This is a genomic window from Haloferax gibbonsii (assembly GCF_001190965.1).
Taxonomy (GTDB): Archaea; Halobacteriota; Halobacteria; order Halobacteriales; family Haloferacaceae; genus Haloferax; species Haloferax gibbonsii.
This window is the reverse complement of sequence record NZ_CP011947.1, coordinates 1861120-1885189: the sequence shown is the minus strand read 5'-3', so window position 1 is coordinate 1885189 and position 24070 is coordinate 1861120. Positions and strand designations below refer to the sequence as shown.

The 24070-nt window shown below is 67.1% G+C and carries 22 protein-coding genes and 1 tRNA gene; 8 read left to right on the top strand and 15 right to left on the bottom strand.

Going from position 1 to position 24070, the window contains the following annotated elements; all coding sequences use genetic code 11:
• Nucleotides 1-100 precede the first annotated feature (100 nt).
• A complete protein-coding gene (locus ABY42_RS09785; RefSeq protein WP_197092929.1) occupies nt 101-2080 on the bottom strand; it encodes a DUF7282 domain-containing protein in 1980 nt (659 codons plus the stop codon).
• Nucleotides 2081-2356: 276 nt separating this feature from the next.
• Here ABY42_RS09785 and epsC point away from each other — a divergent pair, with 276 nt between their 5' ends.
• The gene (gene epsC, locus ABY42_RS09780) at nt 2357-3220 is read left to right on the top strand and encodes a serine O-acetyltransferase EpsC (protein WP_004976205.1); all 864 of its coding nucleotides are present in this window, start codon (nt 2357-2359) and stop codon (nt 3218-3220) included.
• A 51-nt stretch (nt 3221-3271) separates the two neighbouring features.
• Here the strand turns inward: epsC and ABY42_RS09775 are convergent, their stop codons facing one another.
• The 3 genes from ABY42_RS09775 to tgtA all read right to left on the bottom strand — a co-directional run bounded on the left by ABY42_RS09775 (nt 3272) and on the right by tgtA (nt 5598).
• Nucleotides 3272-3577, bottom strand: a complete 306-nt coding sequence (locus tag ABY42_RS09775; protein ID WP_042662634.1) for a hypothetical protein — start codon at nt 3575-3577, stop codon at nt 3272-3274.
• Between the two features lie 79 nt (nt 3578-3656).
• Complete coding sequence (locus tag ABY42_RS09770) at nt 3657-3932, bottom strand: winged helix-turn-helix domain-containing protein (RefSeq protein WP_004041883.1); 276 nt, start codon at nt 3930-3932, stop codon at nt 3657-3659.
• A 73-nt stretch (nt 3933-4005) separates the two neighbouring features.
• Nucleotides 4006-5598: a tRNA guanosine(15) transglycosylase TgtA gene (tgtA, locus tag ABY42_RS09765; RefSeq protein WP_050459328.1), complete on the bottom strand. Its 1593-nt coding sequence runs from the start codon at nt 5596-5598 to the stop codon at nt 4006-4008.
• Nucleotides 5599-5782: 184 nt separating this feature from the next.
• Between tgtA and ABY42_RS09760 the strand changes: the two genes are divergently transcribed.
• From ABY42_RS09760 to ABY42_RS09750, 3 genes are all read left to right on the top strand, one after another.
• On the top strand, nt 5783-6064 hold the full coding sequence (locus ABY42_RS09760) for a hypothetical protein (RefSeq protein WP_004976212.1): 282 nt from the start codon (nt 5783-5785) through the stop codon (nt 6062-6064).
• Nucleotides 6061-7581 carry a methyl-accepting chemotaxis protein gene (locus ABY42_RS09755; protein WP_050459327.1) on the top strand — a complete coding sequence of 507 codons (1521 nt, stop codon included), beginning with the start codon at nt 6061-6063 and terminating at the stop codon, nt 7579-7581. The genes ABY42_RS09760 and ABY42_RS09755 overlap by 4 nt, the downstream gene beginning before the upstream one ends.
• Nucleotides 7582-7652: 71 nt before the next feature.
• Nucleotides 7653-8120 (top strand): cupin domain-containing protein, encoded by a 468-nt coding sequence (locus tag ABY42_RS09750; RefSeq protein WP_050459326.1) that lies wholly within the window; start codon nt 7653-7655, stop codon nt 8118-8120.
• A 38-nt stretch (nt 8121-8158) separates the two neighbouring features.
• On the opposite strand, the gene ABY42_RS09745 is transcribed toward ABY42_RS09750, so the two are convergent.
• From ABY42_RS09745 to ABY42_RS09730, 4 genes are all read right to left on the bottom strand, one after another.
• Nucleotides 8159-10030, bottom strand: coding sequence for an SLC13 family permease (locus ABY42_RS09745; protein ID WP_156224367.1), 1872 nt, complete (start codon nt 10028-10030; stop codon nt 8159-8161).
• A 48-nt stretch (nt 10031-10078) separates the two neighbouring features.
• Entirely contained in the window at nt 10079-10852 is a 774-nt protein-coding gene (locus tag ABY42_RS09740) for a CPBP family intramembrane glutamic endopeptidase (protein WP_050459325.1), read from the bottom strand.
• 91 nt (nt 10853-10943) lie between these two features.
• A complete protein-coding gene (locus ABY42_RS09735) occupies nt 10944-11531 on the bottom strand; it encodes an NUDIX domain-containing protein (protein ID WP_050459324.1) in 588 nt (195 codons plus the stop codon).
• Between the two features lie 45 nt (nt 11532-11576).
• Nucleotides 11577-12308 carry a hypothetical protein gene (locus tag ABY42_RS09730; RefSeq protein ID WP_004976222.1) on the bottom strand — a complete coding sequence of 244 codons (732 nt, stop codon included), beginning with the start codon at nt 12306-12308 and terminating at the stop codon, nt 11577-11579.
• 119 nt (nt 12309-12427) lie between these two features.
• Between ABY42_RS09730 and ABY42_RS09725 the strand changes: the two genes are divergently transcribed.
• Nucleotides 12428-13144, top strand: a complete 717-nt coding sequence (locus ABY42_RS09725) for a hypothetical protein (protein WP_004976224.1) — start codon at nt 12428-12430, stop codon at nt 13142-13144.
• Between the two features lie 12 nt (nt 13145-13156).
• Here the strand turns inward: ABY42_RS09725 and ABY42_RS09720 are convergent, their stop codons facing one another.
• Entirely contained in the window at nt 13157-13774 is a 618-nt protein-coding gene (locus ABY42_RS09720) for a class I SAM-dependent methyltransferase (RefSeq protein WP_004976226.1), read from the bottom strand.
• Nucleotides 13775-14026: 252 nt separating this feature from the next.
• Between ABY42_RS09720 and ABY42_RS09715 the strand changes: the two genes are divergently transcribed.
• Complete coding sequence (locus ABY42_RS09715) at nt 14027-14221, top strand: cold-shock protein (RefSeq protein ID WP_004041873.1); 195 nt, start codon at nt 14027-14029, stop codon at nt 14219-14221.
• A 146-nt stretch (nt 14222-14367) separates the two neighbouring features.
• On the opposite strand, the gene ABY42_RS09710 is transcribed toward ABY42_RS09715, so the two are convergent.
• Nucleotides 14368-16671 carry a hypothetical protein gene (locus ABY42_RS09710; protein WP_050459323.1) on the bottom strand — a complete coding sequence of 768 codons (2304 nt, stop codon included), beginning with the start codon at nt 16669-16671 and terminating at the stop codon, nt 14368-14370.
• 116 nt (nt 16672-16787) lie between these two features.
• The gene (locus tag ABY42_RS09705; protein ID WP_050459322.1) at nt 16788-18029 is read right to left on the bottom strand and encodes an ABC transporter substrate-binding protein; all 1242 of its coding nucleotides are present in this window, start codon (nt 18027-18029) and stop codon (nt 16788-16790) included.
• 499 nt (nt 18030-18528) lie between these two features.
• On the opposite strand from ABY42_RS09705, the gene ABY42_RS09700 reads away from it, so the two are divergent.
• Nucleotides 18529-19050, top strand: a complete 522-nt coding sequence (locus tag ABY42_RS09700; RefSeq protein WP_049905164.1) for a hypothetical protein — start codon at nt 18529-18531, stop codon at nt 19048-19050.
• A gap of 161 nt (nt 19051-19211) precedes the next feature.
• On the opposite strand, the gene ABY42_RS09695 is transcribed toward ABY42_RS09700, so the two are convergent.
• Together ABY42_RS09695 and trmY are read right to left on the bottom strand one after the other, a co-directional pair.
• Nucleotides 19212-19284: transfer RNA gene (locus ABY42_RS09695), tRNA-Pro, on the bottom strand.
• Nucleotides 19285-19368: 84 nt separating this feature from the next.
• Nucleotides 19369-19965, bottom strand: a complete 597-nt coding sequence (gene trmY / locus ABY42_RS09690; RefSeq protein WP_050459917.1) for a tRNA (pseudouridine(54)-N(1))-methyltransferase TrmY — start codon at nt 19963-19965, stop codon at nt 19369-19371.
• A 164-nt stretch (nt 19966-20129) separates the two neighbouring features.
• On the opposite strand from trmY, the gene ABY42_RS09685 reads away from it, so the two are divergent.
• On the top strand, nt 20130-22031 hold the full coding sequence (locus ABY42_RS09685) for an ABC transporter ATP-binding protein (RefSeq protein WP_050459916.1): 1902 nt from the start codon (nt 20130-20132) through the stop codon (nt 22029-22031).
• Between the two features lie 98 nt (nt 22032-22129).
• Here the strand turns inward: ABY42_RS09685 and ABY42_RS09680 are convergent, their stop codons facing one another.
• A complete protein-coding gene (locus ABY42_RS09680; protein ID WP_004976253.1) occupies nt 22130-23149 on the bottom strand; it encodes a hypothetical protein in 1020 nt (339 codons plus the stop codon).
• On the bottom strand, nt 23136-24035 hold the full coding sequence (locus ABY42_RS09675; protein ID WP_050459320.1) for a S49 family peptidase: 900 nt from the start codon (nt 24033-24035) through the stop codon (nt 23136-23138). Before ABY42_RS09675 ends, ABY42_RS09680 begins: the two co-directional genes overlap by 14 nt.
• Between the last annotated feature and the right edge of the window lie 35 nt (nt 24036-24070).

Sequence of the window (24070 nt, the reverse complement as noted above, 5' to 3'; positions counted from 1 at the left end):
CAAAGCGGGGCGCGTGCCGCGCGGGGGTGGCTTTTGGCCCGCGCGGCGTACGAAAAAGGGTGCCTCTGTGTGGTGGTGGGCCGGTGCGTCGTCAGCGGGATTACCGACGCCGGACGGCGACGAGCGCCGCCGCGACGAGCGCGACGAGGGCCGCGACGAGACCGAAGCCGGGCGCGTCGGTGGACGACTCGCTCGTCGTCTCCATCGACTCGTCGGTCATCTCGGTCGTGGGTTCGTCGGTCATCGTCTCGGTCGGCTCGTCCGTCATCGTGCCTTCGACCGTGTAGTCGGCGGTCGTGACGACCGCGCCGCCGGCGGCCACGTAGGGCCCGTCGTTTTCGCCTTCACCGGTCACGAAGTCGTAGGCCTCGTTGCCGTTGGTGTCCATGTGCGCCATCGGGACGACGGTGCCGGACTCCTCGAGCGGCGTGTCGAGGGTGATTTCGACGTTCTCGTGGGTGCCGGGTTCGAGGTACGCGGAGGTGCCGCGGACGCTCTCGAAGACCTGGCCCTCGGTGACCGTCGCGTCGTGGACCGTCACGAAGCCGCCGTCGTGGAGCGTGACGGACTCGACGGTGACGGTCGTGCCGTCGCCGGACTGGTCCATCGCGGTCACGACCGCGTTGACCGAGGTGTGGGCGCTGGCGACGACCGCGCCGCCGTCAGCCGTGAAGGGGCCGTCGGATTCGCCCTCGCTGGTCACGAAGTCGTAGGCCTCGTTGTCGTTGGTGTCCATGTGCGCCATGGGGGTGAGCACCTGCGAGGAGCGAATCGGCTCGTCGAGAGTGACTTCGACGTCCTCGTGGACGCCGGCGGGCAGGTACATCGAGGTACCGACCACGCTGTCGAACACCGCGCCGCCCGACAGCGACGGGTCGTGAATCGTCACGAAGCCGCCCTCGGAGAGTTCGACGCGGTCGACCACGACGGTCGCGCCGTCCGAGGACTTCATCGTGTAGTCGACGCTGGCGGAGACGGTCGCGTTGCCGCTGTCGACGACGGCGCTGCCGTCAGCCGTGTACGGACCGTCCGCCTCGCCTTCCGATTCGGGGAAGGTGTAGGTCTCGTCGCCGTCAGTGTCCATGTGCGCCATCGGGACGACGGTGGTCGTCTCGTTCAGCGGCGAGTCGAGGGTGACCCGCACGTCGCGGTGCAGGCCGGGTTCGAGGTACGCGGAGGTGCCGCGGATGCTCTCGAAGACCTGTCCGTCGGTGACGGTGCCGTCGTGAATCGTCACGAAGCCGCCGTCGGGCAGGTACGCCGAGTCGACGACGAGGGAGTAGCCGCCGGTGGCCTGCGCGGTGTAGTTCACGCTCGCGGTGTCCGAGGGCATGGCCATCGCGGTGTCGACGACGGCGCTGCCGTCAGCCGTGTACGGGCCGTCAGCCTCGCCTTCCGACTCGGGGAACGTGTACATCTCGTCGCCGTCGGTGTCCATGTGCGCCATCGGGACGAGCGTCGTGTTCTCGGTCACGGGCGCGTCCAGCTCGACGCGGACGTTCTCGTGGACGCCGGCCGGGAGGTACGCGGAGGTGCCGCGGATGCTCTCGAACACCGCGCCCTCGGTGACGGTCGCGTCGTGAATCGTCACGAAGCCGCCCTGCGAGAGTTCGACCCGGTCGACCACGACCGAGTCGCCGGTCGTGGGCTGGTCGGACATCGAGACGGTCGCGCTCGCGTTGACCATCGCGGTGTCGACGACGGCGCTGCCGTCAGCCGTGTACGGGCCGTCGGCCTCGCCGTTAGCCGCGACGAACGAGTAGACGCGGTCGCCGTCGGAGTCCATGTGGGGCATGGCGACGAACGTGCCGGACTCGCCGACCGGTTCGTCGAGGTGGACGGTCACGTTCTCGTGCGTGCCGGCGTCGAGGTACGTCGACGAGCCGACGACGCTCCCGAGGACGTTGCCGTCCGTGACGGAGGCGTCGTGAATCGTCACGAAGCCGCCGTCGGGGAGCGTGACGGAGTCGACCGTCACCGTCGTGCCGCCTGTCGCTTGGTTCTCGAAGGAGACGGACGCGGTCTCCTGTTGTGCCGCTGCGGCCGCCGGGATGCCCCCGACGACCACGACGAGTGTCATCAACACTGCGAGTGTGCGTCGCATGTCTCAGAGGGGGACGAATATTTAAAAGAAGATTTTCCGAACTGTCACCCAAATCTCTCCCCGTTGTGTCCCCAGTCGCCCGATTTCGGCGGCCAGAAGCCTTATCCGGCGGTCGGGGGCGCGCCGATTCGTCGGAGCGAACGCGCCGACTGGCGAGGTCGATTCGCGCCCGAGAGTCGCGGTTCGAAGGCGGCGAATCGGGCCCGATGAGACGGGGTTAAATACCGCTCGTCCACCAACTATCGCTATCGGATGTCCTACACCTACTCGGGCGACGCGCACCTCGGGCTCGCGGCGTCCTACCGCGCCGACGACGACCCCTTCCCCACGGACACGTCGCTTTCGTTCCCGCGGCGGAATCACCTGCGAGAGGACGTCGACCTCATCAAGCGACTCCTGTTCCCGCGCTGTTGGAACGCGGGGCCGTGGGTCGGCGACGAAGAGCTCCTCCGCGACGCGGTCGCCAACTTCGCCGCGCTCTGTCACTCCGGTATCGCCCCCTACGCCGACGAGGACCCCGCGCCCGTCGTCGACGAGGTGGTCAGGCGACTCCCCGACATCCGCGAGACGCTGAAGAAGGACGTCGAGGCGGCCTACAAAGGCGACCCGGCCGCGCGCGGCTACATCGAGATCATCCGGTCGTACCCCGGCGTGCAGGCGATTATCGTCCACCGCGTCGCCAACGCCTTCTACGAGGCCGGCGCGCCCGAATACGCCCGCGAACTCGCCGAGTACGCGAAGATGGAGTCGGGCATCGACATCCACCCCGGCGCGACCATCGGCGACTACTTCTTCATCGACCACGGCACCGGCGTCGTCATCGGCGAGACGACGACCATCGGCGAGTGGGCGCGCATCTATCAGGACGTGACCCTCGGCGCGCTCCACTTCGAGGAGGACGAAGACGACGAACACTCGCTCAAGAAGGGGTACAAGCGCCACCCGGACATCGGCGACAGCGTCGTCATCGGCGCGGGGACCAAGGTGCTCGGCGCGGTCTCCGTCGGCGACCACGTGAGCATCGGCGCGAACTCGTGGGTCACGGAGGACGTGCCGGACCACACGAGCGTCTTCATCTCCGAACACCCGACCCACGAGCGGAAACACCGCGACTGAGCGGGCGAAGGTGCGTCAAAACCGGACGGGAGCGCGGGAAAAATCGTGTTTTCAGTCGAACGTGATCCACGCGAGGAACACGAGGCCGAACGTCTCGAAGACGTGCAACAGCATCATCAGCCGCCAGGCGATGACGGGCACGTCGGTGCTGAACCACCCCGAGAGCGTCGGGTCGAGGATGTACATGTAGAACGCCAGCGCGTTCTCGGCGAGGAGGAACACCCCGAACACGAGGAGTCCGACGGCGTGTTTGGACCTGAAGGTCAGGTAGTTTCGGGCCCACACCGCCGATAGTGCGAGTAGCACGACGACGTTGACGCCCGAGGAGACCGTCGCGACGTCCACCCAGATACTCATTCGTTCTCTCCTTTCCCCGTCATCCTGATATACGCTTTCCCAAATCTTTCCATAATCACCGCGTCCGTGACTCGCATGCTCAGTCCATTCGCTCGACGATCGTCTCGACGGTCTCCCAGTTGGCGCGACACCGCGGCGACGGGAGGTAGACCGCGCCGTAGTCGTCGCCGCTTCGCTGGACCACGTCGTTGTCCATGAGCACGTCGAGGTGGTGCCGGACGGTCTTGTAGTCGAGGTCGAGCGTCTCGGCCAGTTGGTTGGCGTTTCGCGGCTGCTCCTCTACGGTCTTGAGAATACGCACACGGTTTTCGCCGCCGCGGGTTCCCGTGAGCACGTACCAGAGGACAGCCTCCATCGTGTTCGTTGATACGTCGGGTGAACCTAAGAGCATCGACCGACAGACGCCGACGCGACCGCCCGGGTCGGCGCTACTCGTCTGACAGTCCGTCGGAGTCGCCCACGTCGCCGGCGTCGCCTCCGTCGGCGGCGTCAGCGGCCTCGCCTTCGTCGTCCCCCTCGGACGACGCCTCGTCGCCCAACCGCTCGGAGACCGTCGAAAGCGACTCCAGCTCGACCGACTCGGGGACGCGGGCGAGCGCCGACTCGGGCCAGTCGTCGTGCGCCAGCGTGAACGCCGCGTCGGGGTTCTCCTCGACCAGCCGCGAGACGCCGCGGGCGGCCTGCTCGTAGGCGTCGCGGTCGAGTCGCTCGGGAACCTCGGCGGTGAGCGGGTACGTCTCGGAGAGCGACCGCGGGAACGGGCCGAACGGCGGGACAACCCGCCACGTCGCGTCGAAGTCGTCGCCGGAGGGAGTGCCGCCCTCGGTGAGGAGGACGTGGCCCTCGGCGGTCAGGCGGTCCATCCGGGCGTGGTGGCGCGCGACCTCGGGGCGGTGAGCGCTCTCGTTGGAGGCGTAGAAGAACGCGCCCTTCGAGGCGGGGTCCTCGCGTTCGAGCTGGTCGACATGGTCGAGGAGGGCGCGGTAGCCGTCGAGCATCGCCGGGTGCGAACGGGCGCGCTCCTCGACGAGTTCCATCAGGTCGCCGTCGCGGATGGCCTGCTTGATGCGGCGGAGTTCGGCGAACGTGACGTGGAGGTTGTGCTCGGCGAGCAGTTGCTCCTGTTCTTTCGACCCCGCGGCCCGCAGGTCGTCGGGCGAGTACTCGGTACAGATGGGGCAGGTACACGGGAGATATTCGAGGTCTTCGAGGTGTTCGGTCCCGCGGACCGTGAGATACCGGCCGTCGCGGGCGTAGAGGGCGTAGGCGGCGGAGTCGAAGAGGTCGCAGCCGAGCGCGACGGCGAGCGCGAGCATCATCGGGTGGCCCGCGCCGAACAGGTGAACCGGGGCGTCGACGCCGAGGCCGCGCTTGGCGGCCGCGACGGCGTCGACCATGTCGTCGTAGCGGTAGGCGTTCATCATCGGGACGACCGCGCCCACGGGGAACACGTCGAGGTCGGTCGCGTCGGCGTGGCGGCCGGCCTCCTCGCGGAGGTCCGGGTAGGTCGACCCCTGAACGGGCGCGTTCACGAGCATTTCGCCCGTGTCGGCCGCCTCGGCGTCGGCGAGGGCCTGCCTGGTGATTTCGAGGTCCGTCTCGGCCTGCTCGCGGGCCACGTCCGGCGGCGTCGGGATGTCGACCGGCGTGGCGATGTCGGTGCCGATGTCCCGCTGGAACTGGAGAATCTCCTCGGTCGTCGTGTCGATTTCGCCGTACTCGGCGAGTTGGAACGACCCCGAGTCGGTCATGATTGCCCCGTGGAAGTCGAGCATCTCGTGGAGGCCCACGTCGAGGGCCTCCTCGCGGAGGTGCTCGTTCGTCTTGATGATGTAGGAGTTGGTGATGAGGATGTCCGCGCCGAACTCGGACTCCAACCGCGCGGGCGAAATCGTGTCGATGTTCGGGTTGACGACCGGCAGGAGGGCCGGCGTCTCGACGGTGACCCCCGCACGCGGGACCGACAGACGGCCGATTCGGCCGGCGAGGTCCCCGTCGCGGAGTTCGAAGTGGTCGCGCATGGAGTGGCGTTTCCCGAGCGCGGCGGTAAGGGTTCCGTTCGCGGGTCGGCCGCGCGCGAAAACAGACGTGCGACCGGAAATCGGTTCACGCGTTGAAATGTTCTAGAAAATATACAGCAAGGGTATCAAACGTGATTTTTTGGGCGAACAGTTTACAAAGAGATTAGCAGAACTGGGAAACCAGATGTTAGCCAACCTATCGCCACTCGAAGTAACCGCGCTCGCCGTCGCGCTCGTCGGGCTGATACCGGTTATCACGCAGTACAGAGACGAGACGAAGCTGTTCGCCGCGGGGTACGTCATGCTCGTCATCGGCATCGTGGCCACGAACGTCGAGGCGCTCTTCCTCGGGTCGGTACTCAACTTCGTCGAGCACGCGGTCGGCATCGGCCTCGCGGGCGTGACGTTCTTCGCGGCCGCGTACGTCCGCCGGAAAAACGTGATCAAAGGCGGTGAGGGCTCGTGATAATCGACGCGTTCTTCGACGCTATCGGAACCCTCGGGTTCATCGGCGCGGCGGTGCTGGCGTGGCTCAACTACCGCGACACCGACGCGGAAGCGTCGTTCTGGCTGACGTACGCGTTCGCTTCCGTGCTGGCGATTCTGTGGATGGCCAGCCTCACGCTGGAAAAGGTCGGCATCTATCCCGAGGTGTTCGACCTCGCGAGTTCGCCGCTCATGACCGCCACGGTCGCCGTCTTCGCCATCGGCGGCACGGCGACGCTCGCCATCGTCGCGGACATGAAGGAGCTCGTCAACAGCGCCGAAGAACGGCGGCGCGAACTCGACGCGCTGACGACGGACCTCGAACGGCAGGCAGAGAACTACGGCGACGCGATGCAGACGGCCGCCGACGGCGACCTCACCGTCCGCGTCGACGCCGAGAGTCAGAACGACGCGATGCGTCGCATCGGTCGCGGGTTCAACGAAATGCTGGAGGCCATCGACTCGGTCATCGTCCAGATACAGACGTTCGCCGAGCAGGTCGACGACGAGAGCTCCGAGGTCACCGCGAGCGCGGACGCCGTGAAGACGACGAGCACGGACGTGGCGAACAGCATCGAAGAGATTTCGGCGGGCAACGAGACGCAGCACCGGAACCTCAACGCCGCGGAGTCCGAACTGAGCAACCTCTCTGCGACCATCGAGGAAATCGCCTCCTCCTCCGAGGAAATCGCGCGGCAGTCCCAACAGACCGTCGGGCGCGCCAAGGAGAGCCAAGAGGCCGCCAGTTCGACCATCGAGAAGATGGAGCAACTGGAGTCGCGGTCGACCGAGACCGTCAGCGAGGTCGAAGACCTCCAGCAGTCGGTCACGCAGATCAGCGAGGTCGTCGACCTCATCGACGACATCGCAGAGAAGACGAGCATCCTCGCGCTCAACGCCTCCATCGAGGCGGCGGGCGCGGGCGACGCGGGCGAGGGGTTCGCCGTCGTCGCCAGCGAGGTGAAGACGCTCGCCGAGGAGACCGCCGAGGCGACCCAGGAGGTCGATTCGCTCATCCGCGACATCGAGAAATCGACCGAGAACGTCGCCGAAGACACCTTCGAGACGCAAGACGAGGTCGAAGCGAGCCGCGAGACCGTCGGCGAGACGGTGGACGTGCTCGAGGAAATCGTCCACAAAATCGAAGACAGCAACGACTCCATCCAGTCCATCAGCAGCGCCACCGACGAGCAGGCGCAGTCGACCCAGGAGGTCGTCACGATGATGGACGAGATAACGAACCTCAGCGACCGGACGGCCTCCGAGGCCCAGAACGTCTCCGCCGCGGCCGAAGAACAGACGGCCGCGACCCAGCAGATTGCGGCGTCGTCCTCGTCGCTCTCGGAGCGCGCACAACAGCTCAAGTCGCTCGTCTCGCAGTTCGACTCCGGACGCGCGGCGGGCGGCGCACCGGGCCGCGAGACGGCGACGCCCGCGGCCTCGACCCCCAACCGAGCGATGCGGGCCGACGGGCGCGGCGACGACCGTCCGAACTGACCGACGCCCGGCGACCGCGCCGGCGAGCGACCCCGACGAACGTTTTTCCGCCGACTCGCCGAACGCCCGATATGGAACCGGTCAACGAGTCCGACCTCGACTGGAGGGTCCGCGACGGCGTCGAAGGCACGTTCAAACAGAAGCGACTGGGCGCGGCCGCCGGAAGCGACCACCTCGGCTGTAGCCTCTACGAACTCCCGCCCGGCGCACAGCCGTGGTCGTACCACTACCACGCCGCGAACGAGGAGGCGCTGTACGTCCTCTCCGGGCGCGGGCAGATTCGCCTCGGCGGCGAGGTCCACGCCCTCTGCGAGGGCGACTACGTCCCCTGCCCGACCGACGAGTCAGGGGCGCACTGCGTCGTCAACGACGGCGACGAACCGCTCCGGTATCTGGCGATGTCGACCATGCGCGACCCCGACGTGACGATACATCCGTCCATCGACAAAGTCGGCGTCTACGTCGGCGCGCCGCCGGGGCGCTCGGCGGACCGAACGGTCTCGGCGTTCTACGACCACGAGTTCGACGGCGACGACTGAGTCGGCGGTGGCCGACTCGCACGGCGGGGGCGACGCGCCTACGCGCCGACGCCCCAGAAGAAGGCGATGCCGGCCACGGTGACGACCGACAGGAGCAACTGCAGCGGCGCGCCGACGCGGAGGAAGTCCGAGAACGTGTAGCCGCCGGGGCCGTAGACGAACAGGTTCGTCTGGTAGCCGACGGGCGTCATGAAGGCCGTCGAGGCCGCGAACGTCACGGCGAGGACGAACGCGAACGCGTTGGCCCCGATTGATTGGGCGGCGCTGGCGGCGACGGGAATCATGAGCACGACGCTCGCGTTGTTCGAGATGACGCTCGTGAGCAACCCGGTCGCGAGGTAGAACACCCACAGGACGCCGAGTGCGGGGAGGAACGTCGCCGTCGAGGCGACGGCGTCACCGAGGAGCGCCGCGGCACCCGTCTGTTGGACCGCGACGCCGAGCGGGATGACGCCCGCGAGCAGGAAGATGACGTTCCACTCGACCGACTTGTACAGTTCGTTCGGTTTGAGCACCCCGGTGAGAATCATCGCGACGACGCCGCCGAGCGCCGAGACGACGATTGGGAGGACGTTGAACGCCGGGAGCGCGACGACGCCGGCGATGATGGCGACGGCGAACGGCGTCTTTTCGGTTCGGTAGTCGGTGTCCTCGAACTCGTGGGCGACGATGAAGTCCTCGTTTTGGACGAGTCGCGTGAGGCTGTCGGGCGGTGCCTGCACGAGCAGCGTGTCGCCGACGCGGATGTCGATGTCCTCGAACCGGTCGCGGACGACCTTCCCGCGGGTTCGGAAGGCGAGGACGTTCGCGTCGTAGCGCTGTCGAAACGTCGAACTGGCGAGGCTCTCGCCGACGAGAAACGAACCCGACGGGATGACGACTTCGACCATGACCGGCTCTTCTTCGCCCGGGTGGAGCTCGCTCTCCGAGCGGGGCCCGCCGACGAACGTGAGCCCTTCCGAGCGCATGATTCGTTCGAGCGTCTCCCGGTTCGTGCGGAGCCGGAGCGTGTCGTTCTCGTGAATCTCCTTGCGGGCCAGCGGCTCCAAGAACTGCTCGCCGTAGCGGATGAGCTGTAACACGTCGATGTCGAGGTCGTCGTTCCCGAGGGCCTCCTGAACGGTCTGGCCGATGAGCGACGAGTCCGCGGGGACGACCACGTCGGCGAGGTACTCCTGGAGCGCGTACTCCTCGAGGAGGTCGTCCTCGGCGGGCACCCGCTTCGGGAGCAGGCGGACGCCGACCGTCATGAGGTAGACCGCGCCGACCACGAAGACGATGACGCCGAGCTTGGTGAACTCGAACATGCCGAAGGCGTGGAGGCCGAGGCCCGGCGACTCCCGCCCGAGTTGGGCCGCGATGTCGCTGGCGAGGATGTTCGTCGAGGTCCCGATGACCGTCAGGGTGCCGCCGAGCATCGAGGCGAACGAAAGCGGCATGAGGAGCTTCGACGGCGAGGTCTTGCCCTTGTGCGCGAGGTCTGCGACGACCGGGACGAGGATGGCCACGACCGGCGTGTTGTTGATGAATCCCGACACCGGGCCGGTGACGCTAATCGTCGCGGCGAGTTGCTTCGTTTGGCTGTTGCCGGCGTACTCGGCCATCTTCCGGCCGATGAGTTGGACGATACCGGTTCGGTTGACGCCAGTGCTCAAGATGAGCATCGCCAACACGGTGATCGTCGCGGGGCTGGCGAATCCCGAGAGCCCCTCCTGCGGGGTGATTTGCGTCCACGGCTCCAGCACCATCAGGAGGACCATCACGACGATGGCGGTCACGTCGATGGGGAGCCACTCGGTGGCGAACAAGACGAGAGAGAGGAGGATGAGCGCGAAGACGACGAGCATATCCACCGTGACGGCCGCCGGAACCAGCCCCTGGACGGCCGACACGAGTGTGGAGAAGAACACGTCTGACGGAGGGGACAGCGAAGGAAAAAGGCTGGTATCGGCGACGGTTCAGAACAGCAGGCCAGTCGGAACCCCGCCGGGGCTCATCTCGGTGAGCTTGAACAAGAGGTACGCGAGCGAGAACAGCGTCGCGTTGTACGCGCCGTGGATGAGCGCCGGGACGGCGATGTTGTCGGTCAGCTCGTACGCCGTGCCGAAGACGACGCTCGGGAAGAACAGGATGCCGATGGTGACGAGTCGACCGCCCGCGCCGCCGGTGAGCGCGACGTAGTGAATCGCCGCGAAGATGGCGCTGGCGAGGGCGATGCCCGGAACCGGGCCGAACGACTCGCGGATGCGGTTCTGGACGACCCCGCGGAACAGCAGTTCCTCGCCGGGGCCGATGAGGAGGAACGACGCCGGGACGAGGAGCAACAGCACTTCGGGGTCCTGCGCGGCGATTTCGGTCACCTGGTTCGACCCCGCTTGGACGCCGAACGTCGAGACGAGGAACGCGCCGACGAACGCCGCGACGAGCGCCGTCACGTAGCCGAGGACGACCGCGACGACGTCGCGGAGCGACGGGACGGAGACGCCGAAGTACGAGCGTCCGAGACCGCGGTACCGACTGTAGGCGACGGCGACGCCGCCGAAGGCGATGCCCTGCAGGAGAACCAGCGACGTGACGACGAGCGCGAGCGGTGTCAGTTCGATGCCCGCGCTCAACGCCGCGAACTGCGTGATGACAACGAGTATGGTCCCCACCGCGAGACCGCCGCCGCCGAGGGCGATGGCCGCGAGGAAGGACCGAACGGGGTCGGGGAGGCGCGTCGTAGTAGCCACAATCGACCCCTTGGGGCGCCGGCGTCAAAATCCTTCTCGCCTCGGAGGGGGGGTTCGAGACGCGAACGCGGGGTGCGCGGAACCGACCGCGCTACTCGCCGGCGAGTTCGTAGTAGAGCACGCCGAGGACCGTCCGCGCGTCGCGGACCTCGCCCGCGAGGACGGCCCGCTTGAGGTCGTCGTAGCCGACCGTCGTCGGGCGGATGCTCTCGTTGAAGTCGAGGTTCTGGTCGGCGCTCGGCTCGCACCCGCGCGCGACGAAGTAGTGATGGACCGAGTTGGCGATGCCGTTGGCCGGCTCGACGGTCACGAGCGGTTCGACCGCCTCGGCCTCGTGACCGGTTTCCTCGGCGAGTTCGCGCCGGGCGGCCGCGGCGTAGTCGTCGTCGTCCGGTTCCGTGCCGCCGGCGGGGAGTCCGCGGTTCGTCCGGCCGACGGCCTGTCGCCACTCGTCGATGACGACCACGTCGCCGTCGGGCGTGAACGGCAGGACGACGACCGCCGCCGGCTCGTCGACGTAGTGGAAGTCCGTCTCGGTCCCGTCGGGGAGCCGAACGTCGTCCATGCGGATGTCGAAGCCGGGACACGAGTAGTCGATGCGCGTGTCGGTGGTCTCCCACGCGAGGTCGTCGGCGGGGGCGGCGAGACTGTCGTCACCCATCTCGGAGTCGTCGCTCATGACATCACGTGCCGGCGGTGATTCCAAAAGCGTCGCGGTGCCCCGCTACCCAGCGTCGTCGAACGAGACGGTCGCGAGGTCGGCTTCGAGGTCGTCGACGTACTCGTTGTACGCCTCCACGAACGCGACGAAGTCGCCGGCGAGTTCGCGCACGTCGGGCGCGGCGGGGGGTTCGTACTGCGACAGCAGGTAGATGCCGCCCTCGCCGCCGACGCGGAGGTACGACGCCCGCGGGCCGTCCCACTTCAGCTCCCAGCGCGTGCCGCCGACCCGCTGGGTGAAGGTGCCGTACTCGCCGTCGAAGCGGTTGAGTTCGCCCGCCATGGTGTCGGCCACCTCGCGGATGGTCGAGACGAGTTGGTCCCGCTGGGCGACGATTTCCTCGGTCGTCGTGACCGCTGGGAACTCCGTCGGTACGTCGTCGAGGACGCCGTCGAGCGACTCGACGTGCTCGTTGTACGCCTCAACGAACGCCGGGTAGTCCTGCATCGCCGTTCCGAGCGCCTTCGGCTCCGGGGGCTGTTTGGTCGAGACGACGTACGTCTCGCCGCCCGACTTCCCCTTGAACCGGAGGTACTGCAGCGCGCCCGCCTCGTACTTGAGCGTCCACGTCCCGCGGCGCGTCTTGAACGTCTCCTGGCCGTAGTCGCCGCCCTGGAGGATGGCGAGTTCGCGCGCGATGGGTCCCGCGTGGGCTTCGACCGCGGCGACGACCTCGTCGCGGTTGGCCGCGACGTCGTCGACGCTCGTGATATCGAACGAGAGGGCGTCAGTCATTGTCGGAGGGTGGGGGTTGGAGGGGATAAGTTCGTTCGTCGCCGGTTTTATCACCGATAGTACACGTCTCGAACGTGATGAGCCAACACAGGGCAACGATTGGTGGGACAATCGGGGGCATGGCACAACGGGCGAACCCGGCGTTCGCGGGCGGCATCGTCGCCGTGTCGGTAGTCGCACTCGCGTACGCGGTCACGCTCGGGTCGCTCCAGCAACACACGTACGTCCACGTCATGGCGGGACTGCTCTGGACCGGGACCGACCTGTTCATGGGGGCGATTCTCGGGCCGGTCATCGGCGGGTTGACCGACGAACAGAGCGCCGCGGTGTTCGAGCGCCTCACGCCGAAGACCTCGTTTTTCCTCCCGTCGATGGCGCTCGTCACCATCGCCGGCGGCATCACGCTCGCCCAGCGACTCGGGGTGTTTCCCCACGCCGAACCGTGGCTCGCGCTGTTCACCGCCGCGAACCTGATTCCGGTTCTCCTCCTGCTCGGGTGGCGGCTGAACGCGTGGCGCGACCGACGCTGGCAGGTCGTCTTCGCCGTCGCCACCGTCGGGTCGCTCGCGTGGGTCGCGACCACCATCGGCGACTTCCAGATGACGACCCCGGCCATCGTCGTCGCGCTCGTCATCGTCACTATCCTCTCGGTGCAGGGCTTCGGCTTCCTGATGCCCGGCGAGATACGGATGTACTTCGAGATGACCTCCGAGGACCCCGACCCCGGCGTCATCTCGGCCATCGGAAAACAGAACGCCATGCTCGGCGGCGTGCAGGGACTGTTCCAACTCGTCCTCATCGCCGACATGGTGTACCTCCGCTACGGCGGGTTCTGACCCGAACCGAGGTCAGTCGGTCCGGCGGAACACGCGGAGGGTGTCGCGGTCGCCGCGCTCGCAGGCGACCTGTTCGAAGCCGAACGGCGCGAACACGGCCTCCCAATCGCGGTAGTAGAGGGGGAAGTCGTACTCGTCGTCGTTGACGCCGCGGTCCTCGGGCGGGACCGACTGGTCGCCCTCGTTTTCGACGGTGACGAAGTAGTCGCTCGCGCTCCGGGCGAGCGCCTCGAACACCCACGCGTCGTCGGGGTGGATGTGCTGGAGCGTCTCGATGGAGTAGACGGCGTCGAACTGGCCCGGGGAGAACTCCTCGGCGACCTCCTCGATGGCGGCGGCGTGGAACGTCCCGCAGTCGGCGAGGTCGGGGTAGGCGTCGGCCATCACCTCGAAACAGTCGGGGTTGATGTCGACGCCGTGGAGGTTCTCGAAGCCGTGTTCGCGGAGGTGCGAGAGGTGCCGACCGGGACCGCAACCGAGTTCGAGAATCGACGCCGAGGGGTCGAGGCGCGCCTCGAAGACGCGCCGAATCGACTCGCTCGTCTCGTTCGGCCCGTAGTACGCGTAGTACTCCGGCGAGAACTCTCCCGACCGATTCGCCCACTTCCGACGAACGTCGTTAGCATCCACGGTGTCGGAGACCGTCCGGCCACGCGTAAAGCCTCGTCGGCCGCGACCGACCGGATTCGACGGGGGGAACTGCCGATACCACAGCTTATCGAGGAATCACCGTCGAACCACTAGGCGAGCGCGGGTAGAACCGACATACCAGAACATTCGTCTACAAATGTCGATGATTCAGAAACATATTCAATAAAATAACTCCGTGACAACACGACCCTCACAAGTCTTATCCGTAAAGGGCGTGTGTGTTCAAAAGCAATGGCGAAAGGAAACGTTGATTTCTTCAACGACACTGGCGGCTACGGTTTCATTTCGACGGACGATGCTGACGACGACGTGTTCTTCCACATGGAAGACATCGGCGGCCCGGACCTCGAAGAAGGCACGGATGTTGAGTTCGACATCGAGCAGGCCCCCAAGGGCCCCCGCGCGACGAACCTCACGCGCCTTTAAACTAATTTAGTACGCCGCGTTTTCGCGGCAGAACGATAACTCACATTTTGCGTATATTCGACCGGCGAGCGACGCGTTCGCGGCCGGTCGGCTACGCGAACTATCCACTCACCACTCAGAGCGTATCGGCCGCGCGAACTACTGACTCAGAGCGCGTCGGCCGCGCGGGCCTGCTCCGAGCGACGGCGCGCCTGTTCGAGTCGCCGGTCGGTCGCCCGAGAGAGCGACCCCGGAAGCTCCCCGCGCGCCTCGGCTAACCGCTCAGCCACGCGTTCGAGCCGCGACGCGACGGTGTCGAGGCTCTCGTCCGCCCGGCCCCGCTCGCCGGCCTCGGCGCGTTCCGCGGCCCGGTTCGCGGCCTCGGCGACCGATTCGAGCGCCTGCGCCAGCCCGCGGACCGCGTTCGCCTGTCCGTCGCTCGTCGCCGTTCCCGTCGAGTCGTCCGGGGTACCCGTGCCCGACGAGTCGTCCGAAGTACCCGAGTCGTCCGAGTCGTCGCTGTCGCCGCCGTCTCTCTCGTCGGCCGCCGCGACCGCCGCGGCCGTCTCGGCGGCGATGTCGGCGAGGAAGGTCGCGAGCGACGCCTTCCCCGTTCGCGGCTCGTCGATTCGGACGCTCGGAATCGACGCCGGCGCGGACCCGGAGTCAGAATCCGAGTCGTCGCCCGCGGCGCTCGCGTTCGGGTCGGGGTTCACGCGGAACGCGCCGATTTCGTCGTCGCTGTCGCGGACTTCGACGGTGTACGCGCCGCCGCGGTGGACGTAGACGGCGTCCGGCCCGGACAGCGGCGCGTCGTACAGCCGCCCGGCGAAGTCGTCTTCGAGCGCGAGCGACGTCAGGTCGCGGTCGGTCCCGTCGGCGTCGACTTCGACTTTCGTCGCCGACTCCCGGGCGACGAGCGGGATTTCGCCGCCCACGCCGGCCGTGGTGAGCGTCTCGCCGTCGTCGCCGTCGGTGGATGACGATTCGGTCTCTGTCGCGGACTCCGACCCGGGCCCCGCGTCGCCGACCTGAACCGTCTCGCTGTGTGGTGCCGAACCTGCGCCGTTCACCGTGAGCCGATGCTCGCCCGCGGGGACGTCGCGGAGGACGCCGAGACCGCCGAACGTCGGCGCGGCCTCCGGGTCGCTCTCCAAGAGGAGGACGGACTCGACGCCCGACTCGCGGGTCGTCACGCCCTCGCCGTCCGGCGCGTCGGCGTCGGTGACGGCCTCCGTCACCCGGACGAAAAGCGTGTTGAGCGCCGAGGGCTCGTCGACGACGTCGTACCGCTCGGCGAGGGCGCTGCGGTGGGTCGGGTCGGTGATGTCCGCCGCGGGGTCGGCGTAGCGCGACTGGCTCCACGGCGTGCTCGTCGTCGTGAGGTGGCTCGCAATCGCGTCTTCGGCGAACGTCGGGACCGCGAACTCGAAGCTCAGTTGCGGCCCGGTGAACTCGGTGATGTGTTCGACCTCGCCCGCGGAGACGAGCGCGTATTCGATGTCGGCGTCCGCGTCCGCGTCGCGCTCGCCGGTCGCCTCGGGCCCGAACACCAACCCCGTCGACCGCGCCGGGAGGTCCGTCGGCGGCGACGACAGCGCGTCGAACGACCGCACCGTGAGCGCCTCGCTGACGAGGGAGTCGCGGGTGACCGACGGGAGTCGCTCGTCTTCGTACACCGGCGCGCCGTCGAGTTCCGGGACGACGTAGGGGAGGCGCGCGCCCTCGTCTCTCGGGAGGCCGTAGGCGATGGGTATCTCCGCGGCGTCCTCGATGCGGTCGAACGCCCGGTTCGTGATGTCCGCGAACGTCCCGCCCGTCGGGAGCCGCTGGAACCGGTCGGCGCGGTCGTTGAGCGACAGCGCGCTGGAGTGCGACCCGAGTTCGGAGAGCACCCGCGGCGGACGCGCGGGGTCCGGGTCGAGGAACTCGTTGTTCGGCACCGACCGCGAGTGCGAACTCGCCACGTAGAGTTGGGGGACCGGCTCGTCGTCCGCCGTGTCGACGAAGACGTGCAGCACCTCCCAGTCGTGCCAGTGGAAGTTCGTCGTGAACTGGTCGAACACCGAGTAGAACCAGTACTGCACGGTCGTCAGCGACGAGTCCTCGTATCGAACCACGTTGTAGAACACCGTCGGCTCCGGCGCTCGCTCGCCCGTTTCCTCCTGTGTCGCGTGGTAGCCGTCGAAGGCGTCGAAGCCGTCGACGACCGTCTCGCCGTCCCGGTCGCTCGCGTACGACCGCGGGTCCGTCGGGAACCACGTCTCGTCGGCGTCGAAGTAGAGCGTCGGCGCGAACCGCGCGGCGAGGTCGCGGGCGACGTCGGCGTCGACGCTGGCGGTCGGGGCGGCGGTGCTGGCGGTCTCGGTCGAGTCGCCGCCGAGGGCCGAACACCCGGCGAGCGACCCGAGGCCGGCGCTCCCGAGCGCGGCGAGGAACGCCCGTCGGTCGAACGCGGGTCGGTCCGTCATCTGTCTATGTGGTGGAGTCGAGGACGGAACAAATCTCTTGTGTCGTTCGGCGACGGCGGGTGCGGGGCCGGTAGTGGGGCCGGTAGCGGGGCCGTCGATGCGGCTCCGGCGGCCGCTCAGAACTCGCCGTTGATGATGTCGGCGACGTGCTGACGGTCGAACAGCTGTTCCTCCTCGGGGATTTCGGGGTACGGTCCGCCGTCCGAGGTCGGCCACGCGCCGAACTCCTCGGGATGGAACTGCTTGGCGCTCATCTCCAGTTGGAAGAGGTTGAGAATCGGACCCTGATAGCGCGCGCCCTGCGGGTAGACGCGACCGTTCTGGACCGCCGAAATCTCCGCGGCGACGGGGTCGTCTTCGAGCGTCGCTCGGAGGTCGTTCATGCTGACGTTCGGCTGCATCCCGCTCAGGAAGAGGATGACGTCGGGGTCTGCCTCTAAGAGCGCCTCGAAGTCGACGTTCGAACCGGACTCGATGGAGCCTTCGAACGCGTCGTGGGGTTCGAGCGGCCGAATGTGTGATGACATAAAGCCGGGGTTGCCGACCGTGTACGCCCAGATTTGCTTTTCGATGTCGGCCGCCGTGAGAAGCACCACGCTCGGGCGCTCGTCTTCCGGCGGGAGCCGTTCCTCGATGGTGGCGAGCACGTCGTTGCGAACGGCCGTGAGCGCCTCGTAGCGCTCTTCTTCGTTGAGCACCTGCGCGACCTTCTCGAACTGCTCCCACAGCGTGTAGTACTCGTAGTCGCCGGTCCACTCGTCGGTCGGCGACGCGTGACGACCGCTCAGCGAGTTCCCGAACCACGGCGAGATGTTGTCGTCGACCTCCTCGATGTCGTCCATGTCCCACTGTTCGAGCTGGACGACCCACGCGGGGTCGGCCAGATGCACGTCGCTGTCGAGTTCGTAGAGCTTCTCCTTGCTCGTCTCCCACGAGGGATACAGGTCCGCCCAGTCGACCTCGACGCCCGGGAGCCGCGCCGTGAACTGCTTCCACGTCGTATCGTAGTACTCCGGCCCGTTGACCGCGTTCACGTCGTCGCCGCGGCCGAGCGCGAACGCCATCCCCGCGTGGTGGGTCAGCCGCGTGAAGATGCTCTGCGGCGGCTCGTCGAACTCGACGGTGCCGACCGGCGACATCGTCACCGAGTACGAACTGTCCTCGGGCGTCTCGGTCTCCGTTTCCGTTGCCGTCTCGGTCGCGGTCTCGGTCGTCGACTCGGTCTCGGCGTCCGTCGTCGGCTCCGAACCGGTCCCCCCGGTACAGCCGGCGAGCAGCCCGCCGCCGACGGCCGCGCCGCCGTACTTCACGTAGTCGCGCCGCGTCAATCCCTTCCGTGGCGTCTCGTCGCGTTCCATAGTTTTTTAGGCCAGCCTAAAATAGATAATTGCTTCGGTTCCCGGACGACAGCGGGGCCGTCACGAGCGCGAACAGCGCCTCGTCGGCTCGGCCGCGCGTCGGCTCGAAACTGCGGGGGCCGGCCTCGCGTCGCCGCTTGGTGCGATTGGACTGCCTTCGGCCGTTCGGCCGATTCCGTGCTCACCTTGGGTCTGTCGGCGGGGAGGCGGCGGTCGAGCCGTCGGTACCGCTCGCCCTCGTTTGTTTTAGGTTGGCCTAAACTATTGAAGCTTTTCGGTTTGGTGGCGTGGGCGGCAGTAACCACTCCGTGTAACTCGATTGAATCAGTCGTTCTCGGCCTGTGGAAGACTCGTATTTCAAACGTCTCAGGGCTCCCGTAGCTCTCTCTCCTAGGAGCATGAGTTCCGCATCGATCACGCCACTCACCGGTGAGTCGTCCAATACATATCATGCCACGAATATATTATATATCCTGAATGTATCCCACCAGACACTCTAATGACCAACCTTACTGATGCGATTCAACCGTATCTGTCCTCCAACGAGTCTATTCGCGCTGCTCGAGCCAACGACTCAAGCGCGGTCGTCGTCACAGACCGGCGCGTTATGGAGGTTAAACGCGGCTCAGACAGTCGAGGACGTGACCTCAAACTTGCGAAGAGCACGCTCATTACGGGACCAAACATTCTCGGTGTCAAAATCGTCGAGGAAGGGAGTGAGCGAGTGGACCTCCAAGGACTCGCCGCCGGGTTGGTAGCACTCGTACTCGGTTTGGGGATTTTCTTCGTCACCGAGCGTGTGAGCGGTGAGCTCGCAGGTCTTGCTGAACTCGTCGGACTGGCCTCGGCGTTCATTGGTGGAATCATCGGTGTCGTGTACATCTGGAACGCGGTCCAGACGAAGCAAGGCGCAGTCACGGTGAAGGTTATCGGCGATGACGGGGACGTGATTGAGACGATTTCGCTCGCGGAAGAAGAGGCGGATGTGGCAGCAGAGATCTCGAGTGTGATCGGAGCGTAATCAAATGAGTTCCTGTGACTTTGATTTCGGGGCTCCGTCAATTCAGATTCGAACTTCCCTCGCTGTCGCTCGGGCGTTCGGATCTTCAGTCGCCCAGACAACCGTTTCGGAGGGACTCGCACACGCTACGCGGTGCTCGTTGGCGTTGAAAGGGGTAGAAATGGGCCGGCTCAGATTCGAACTGAGGTTACGGCCACCCGAAGGCCGAAGGATACCAAGCTACCCCACCGGCCCGCATTTTGAGGCAAGCCACCGTCGCGTTTAACAGTTGTGATTGTGGGCCACCGTCAGACGGCGTGACACACCGCCGACCTCGCCTCAGTACCGCGAATAGCCCGCGGTATCGAGGTAGTTGTGCGCGACCGTAATCGAGTGGTCGGCGTGGAGAATCTCGGGACCGAGTCGGACCCGCTCGTCGGCGGCGGCCGCCAGCAACTCGGCCTCCTCGTCGGTGAAGTCGTGGTGGTCCGAGAGGACGAAAAGCGGGTTTTCGGGCGGTTCGACCTGAACCACGGGGTCGCCCTCCTCGTGGAGTTCGACCACGGTCGCGTCGCGGGCGGCCTCCTCCAGCGTCGTCTCGAAGCCCATCCGGCGGATGGAGACCCCCGGCGACGACTCGGCGGGCATGTGCCCGATTGCCTCCTCGCGCTTCTCCAGCGCCTTGCGAATCAGGGCGGCGGTGGAGCGCTCGTCGGGGTTGAGCCGACGGAGTTCCGAACCTTCGAACCGGACGGTGTACTCGTCGCCGAGGACCAGATGAACCCGAACGTCCTCGCGGATGTCGTGCGAGAGGAAGAACGCGGCGTTGACACAGCGACAGAGCACGTCGAGTCGGCCGGCCCCGCCGGCGATGTCGTCGAGCGAGAAGTCGGGCGTCGTCGGCGCGTCGTGGCCGATGACGATGAATTGGCGCATGACTCCGATTCGTCGCGTGGGGACCTTATCGCTGTTCACTCGGGCGGGCGTGCGGGCGAGGGCGAAGCGACGCCCGCAGCGGGCGCGAATCTCCCCGACCGCGCACGTCATATCCGCCGGACGCTTACCTCAGGTAAGTGAGCCTCAAATCCGGGCGCGACCCGATGGTCCGCCTGTTCGCCGAATACGGTCGCGAGAACCTGGCGTGGTTCGTCGTCGGGCTACTGGCGAGCGTCCTCGGGCGACTCGTCGCCATCGTCCCGGCGCTCGTCCTCGGGGTCGCCATCGACGCGGTGTTCTTCCGGAACACGGCGTACGCCCTCCCGCTGGTTCCGTCGTCGTGGCTGCCGACGACCGTCTCCGGGCAGTTCTGGCTGAGTTTCTGGCTCGTCATCGGAGCGTTCGTCGGCGGGGTCGCGCTCTCGTGGGTGCAGGGCCTCGGCCTCGCGGTCTACTCGAATCGCGTCCAACACGCCGTCCGCGTGGACACCTACGACGCGCTCCAGCGCCTCGATATGGCCTTCTTCGACGACAAGCAGACCGGGCAGGTGCTGTCGATTCTCGACGGCGACGTGCGCAACCTCCGGACGTTCCTCGACAGCACGCTCTCGGGCGGCCTCCAGTTGGTCGTCGCCGTCGTCGGCATCGCGGGCGTGCTGTTCTACCTGAACGCCCAGCTCGCGGTCGTCACGCTCGTGGCCGTCCCGCTTCTGGCCGTCTTCACCGTCTGGTTCATGCGGACGATTCGGCCGCTGTACCGCGCGCTCCGCGAGAGCGTCGGCGCGCTCAACACCCGCATCGAGAACAACGTCTCGGGGATGGTGGTCATCAAGGCCTCCGCGACCGAGGACTACGAGACCGACCGCGTCGCCGACGCCTCCATGGACTACTACCGGCGCGCCCTCGCGGTCGTCAGGCTCGACTACCTCTACCAGCCGTCGATGGAACTCCTCGCCGGCGTCGCGTTCGCCGCCACGTTCGCCATCGGCGGCGTCTGGCTCATCTTCGGCCCGCCCGCCCCCTTCACCGGCGACCTGCTGGTCGGCGAGTTCGTCACGTTCCTGTTCATGACCCAGCGGTTCATCGACCCGCTGTCCGGCGCGGGCCGCATCGTCAACTCCTACGAGAACGCCCGCGCCTCGGGCGAGCGCATCTTCGGGCTGGCCGACCGCGAGGCCGTCGTCCGCGACGCACCCGACGCCGAGTCTCTCGACACCGTCGCCGGGCGAATCGAGTTCGACGGCGTCTCGTTCGCCTACGCGACCGGCCGCGACGTGCTCCACGACGTCTCGTTCGCGGCCGAGCCGGGCGAAACCGTCGCGCTCGTCGGCCCCACGGGCGCGGGAAAATCCACCGTCGCGAAGCTCCTCCTCAGGCTCTACGAACCCACGGACGGAGCGGTCCGCGTGGACGGCCACGACGTGCGCGACGTCGAACTCAGGAGCCTCCGCGAGGCCATCGGCTACGTGAGTCAGGACGTGTACCTCTTCGACGGGACTGTCAGGGAGAACCTCCTGTACGGGGCGTTCGACGCGACCGAGTCGAAGATGGTCGCGGCCGCCGAGGCCGCCGAGGCCCACGAGTTCGTCTCGCGGCTCCCCGAGGGCTACGACACCCGCATCGGCGAGCGCGGCGTGAAGCTCTCTGGCGGCCAGCGCCAGCGGCTCTCCATCGCCCGCGCGATGCTCCAAGACCCGCGGATTCTCGTCCTCGACGAGGCGACGAGCGCCGTCGACACCGAGACGGAACTGCTCATCCAGCGCGCGCTCGACCGGCTCTCGGCGGGCCGGACGACGCTCGTCATCGCCCACCGGCTCTCGACGGTCCGCCGCGCCGACGCCATCGTCGTCCTCGACGAGGGCGAAGTCGTCGAGTCGGGCACCCACGACGAACTCGTCGAACTCGGCGGCCTCTACGCGACGCTCTGGGGCGTCCAAGCCGGCGACGTGTCGGGCGTCTCCGCGGACATCCTCGCGCGACTGGTCGAGCGAAGCCGCGCGGCCGACGAGGCCGACGCGGACCACATCGCCGACGGAGTCACCGCCGACGGCGGCGAAGACGCCTGAGGAAGTCGTCAACCGACGCTAGGCGAAGAACGACGAAAGAAAACGGGGCGGGGCAGCGAAGCCGGGAGTCCGGCTTCGGCCGCGTCGGTGCGACTCAGTTACGCCGGAGTCGGGGCGGTTCCCTGTCCGGGTGCCGAACCGGCCTCGCCGCCGGATTCGGGCGTGGCCGGGGCGGGCGCGCCGGACTCCTTGTCGCCGGAGACGAGGAAGTCGGCGAGGTTGCCGACGAGCACCTCGTTGTCGGCCTCGTAGGCCGATTCGGGCGCGAGGAAGTCGGCGTCACCGATGGCGACGACCGTCTCGCTCTGGGCGGCGACCGTGTACGGACCGGTCTTGCGAATCGACTCGACGCGGGTCTCGCCGCCGGAGACGAGCGCCGGCGAGACGCTGTCCGCCGAGACCGAAAGCGGCGCGGCGTCGCGGAACACGACCTCGTCGACGCCCTCGGTCAGGGCGGTTTCGCCCTCGGGCGTGGCGTAGACGTTCTCGTAGTTGAGGTAGTAGTCGTGCATGTTGTACAGCGACGAGGAACCGAACGAGACCCCGTAGTCGGAGGTCAGCCCGGCGTCGCCGCCGACAGCGCCGGACGACACCGAGACGGTGATGAGACCGAGGACGCTCGTCGTGCCCGCGGACTGCGGGTCCCCGACGAGGGCGACGCGGCCGCCGGCGTCCTCGAACGACCGCAGGCCGGCGAGCTGGTCGCCGGTGTACGGCTGTTCGGGGTTGACGACGACGAAGGCGTCGGCCGACCGGAGCGAGGCGTTGAAGTTCCGCTGGGCGTCCTCGCGGGTGAGGTACTTCACCTGATGGCCGTTGGCGACGAGCGCGTCGACGAGCGGTTGCATGTCGGACTCGCTCACACCGTTCTCGTGGGCCACGTCGATGAGGACGGTTTTGGGCTCCGCGTTCGAATCCATCGTCACCTCGCCCGATTCGGGGCCGGGCGTGGCGACGAGTTCGTCCGCGTCGAACGCCTGTTTCGCGGCGTTTTCCGTGTCTGCCGGGGCGCTACCGCCGAGTTGGAAGGCGTAGGGTGCCACCGCGGCTCCGACCAAGATGAGGCCGAGCGCGACCGCGAAGACGACCGTCCCGCCGAGTAAGTTACGCTGAGACATTGCCGATCACCTCATCTTCGTACTGCACTTGTCCGTACACCATCAGGAACTGCGGCGCGCGAACGCCGTCGTACCCGATGGGACTCTCTTGGATGACGACCGTCGAATTACCGTTCTGCGAGCTGAGAAGGATGATTCCCGAGCGGGTCGGGGGCTCCTTCTCGACGACCTCGTAGTTTTCGAGGCCGGCCTCGGAGGCGGCGCGGTCGATGGCCGTCTGAAGCGTGCCGATGTCGTCGGCGTAGCCGTTCTGCGTGGCGCGAGCGCCGGTGTAGACCTTCGCGTAGGCGACCTCCTCGCGCGACAGCGAGAGTTCGTCGCGGCGGTGGTCCATGACGCTGCCGACGAAGGCGTGCTTCAGCGTCTCAATCTGCGCTTCGCGGTGGTCGAGAGTCATCGACGCCTTGTCGGGGCCGGTGCGAATCTCGCTGGACGTGCCACCGTAGGGGGCCGACCCGCGGACGCCGACGCTCCCGATGACCGACGAGGGCGTCACGTAGATGCTCTCGGAGGGGAGCATCGTGTAGTAGGCGCCCGACGCGCCCGTTCCTTGGACGCTCGAAACGACGGGCATCTCTTGGGCGGTCCGATTGACCGCCAAGTACATGCGCTCGGAGGCGGCGGCAGAGCCGCCGGGACTGTCGACCTGCAGGACGACGGCCTTTATCGATTCGTTCTCTCGCGCTTCGTGGAGGTCCTCTTCCAGCTGGTCAGCTGTGTAGGAGGTGATGGTCCCGTCGACCGAGATGACCGCGACCCTGTCGGGGGTGGGCGCGGCCGCGTCGTAGACGACGGGGGCGAGGAATGCTCCAACCAGGACGGCCGCGACGAGGGCGAGGACCGAGATGGTCCGCGCCGACGCCGCGGAGGAGGGTTTTGATACCATACTTCGGACGTGACTTCTAGAGCGTGTGTCAAAAT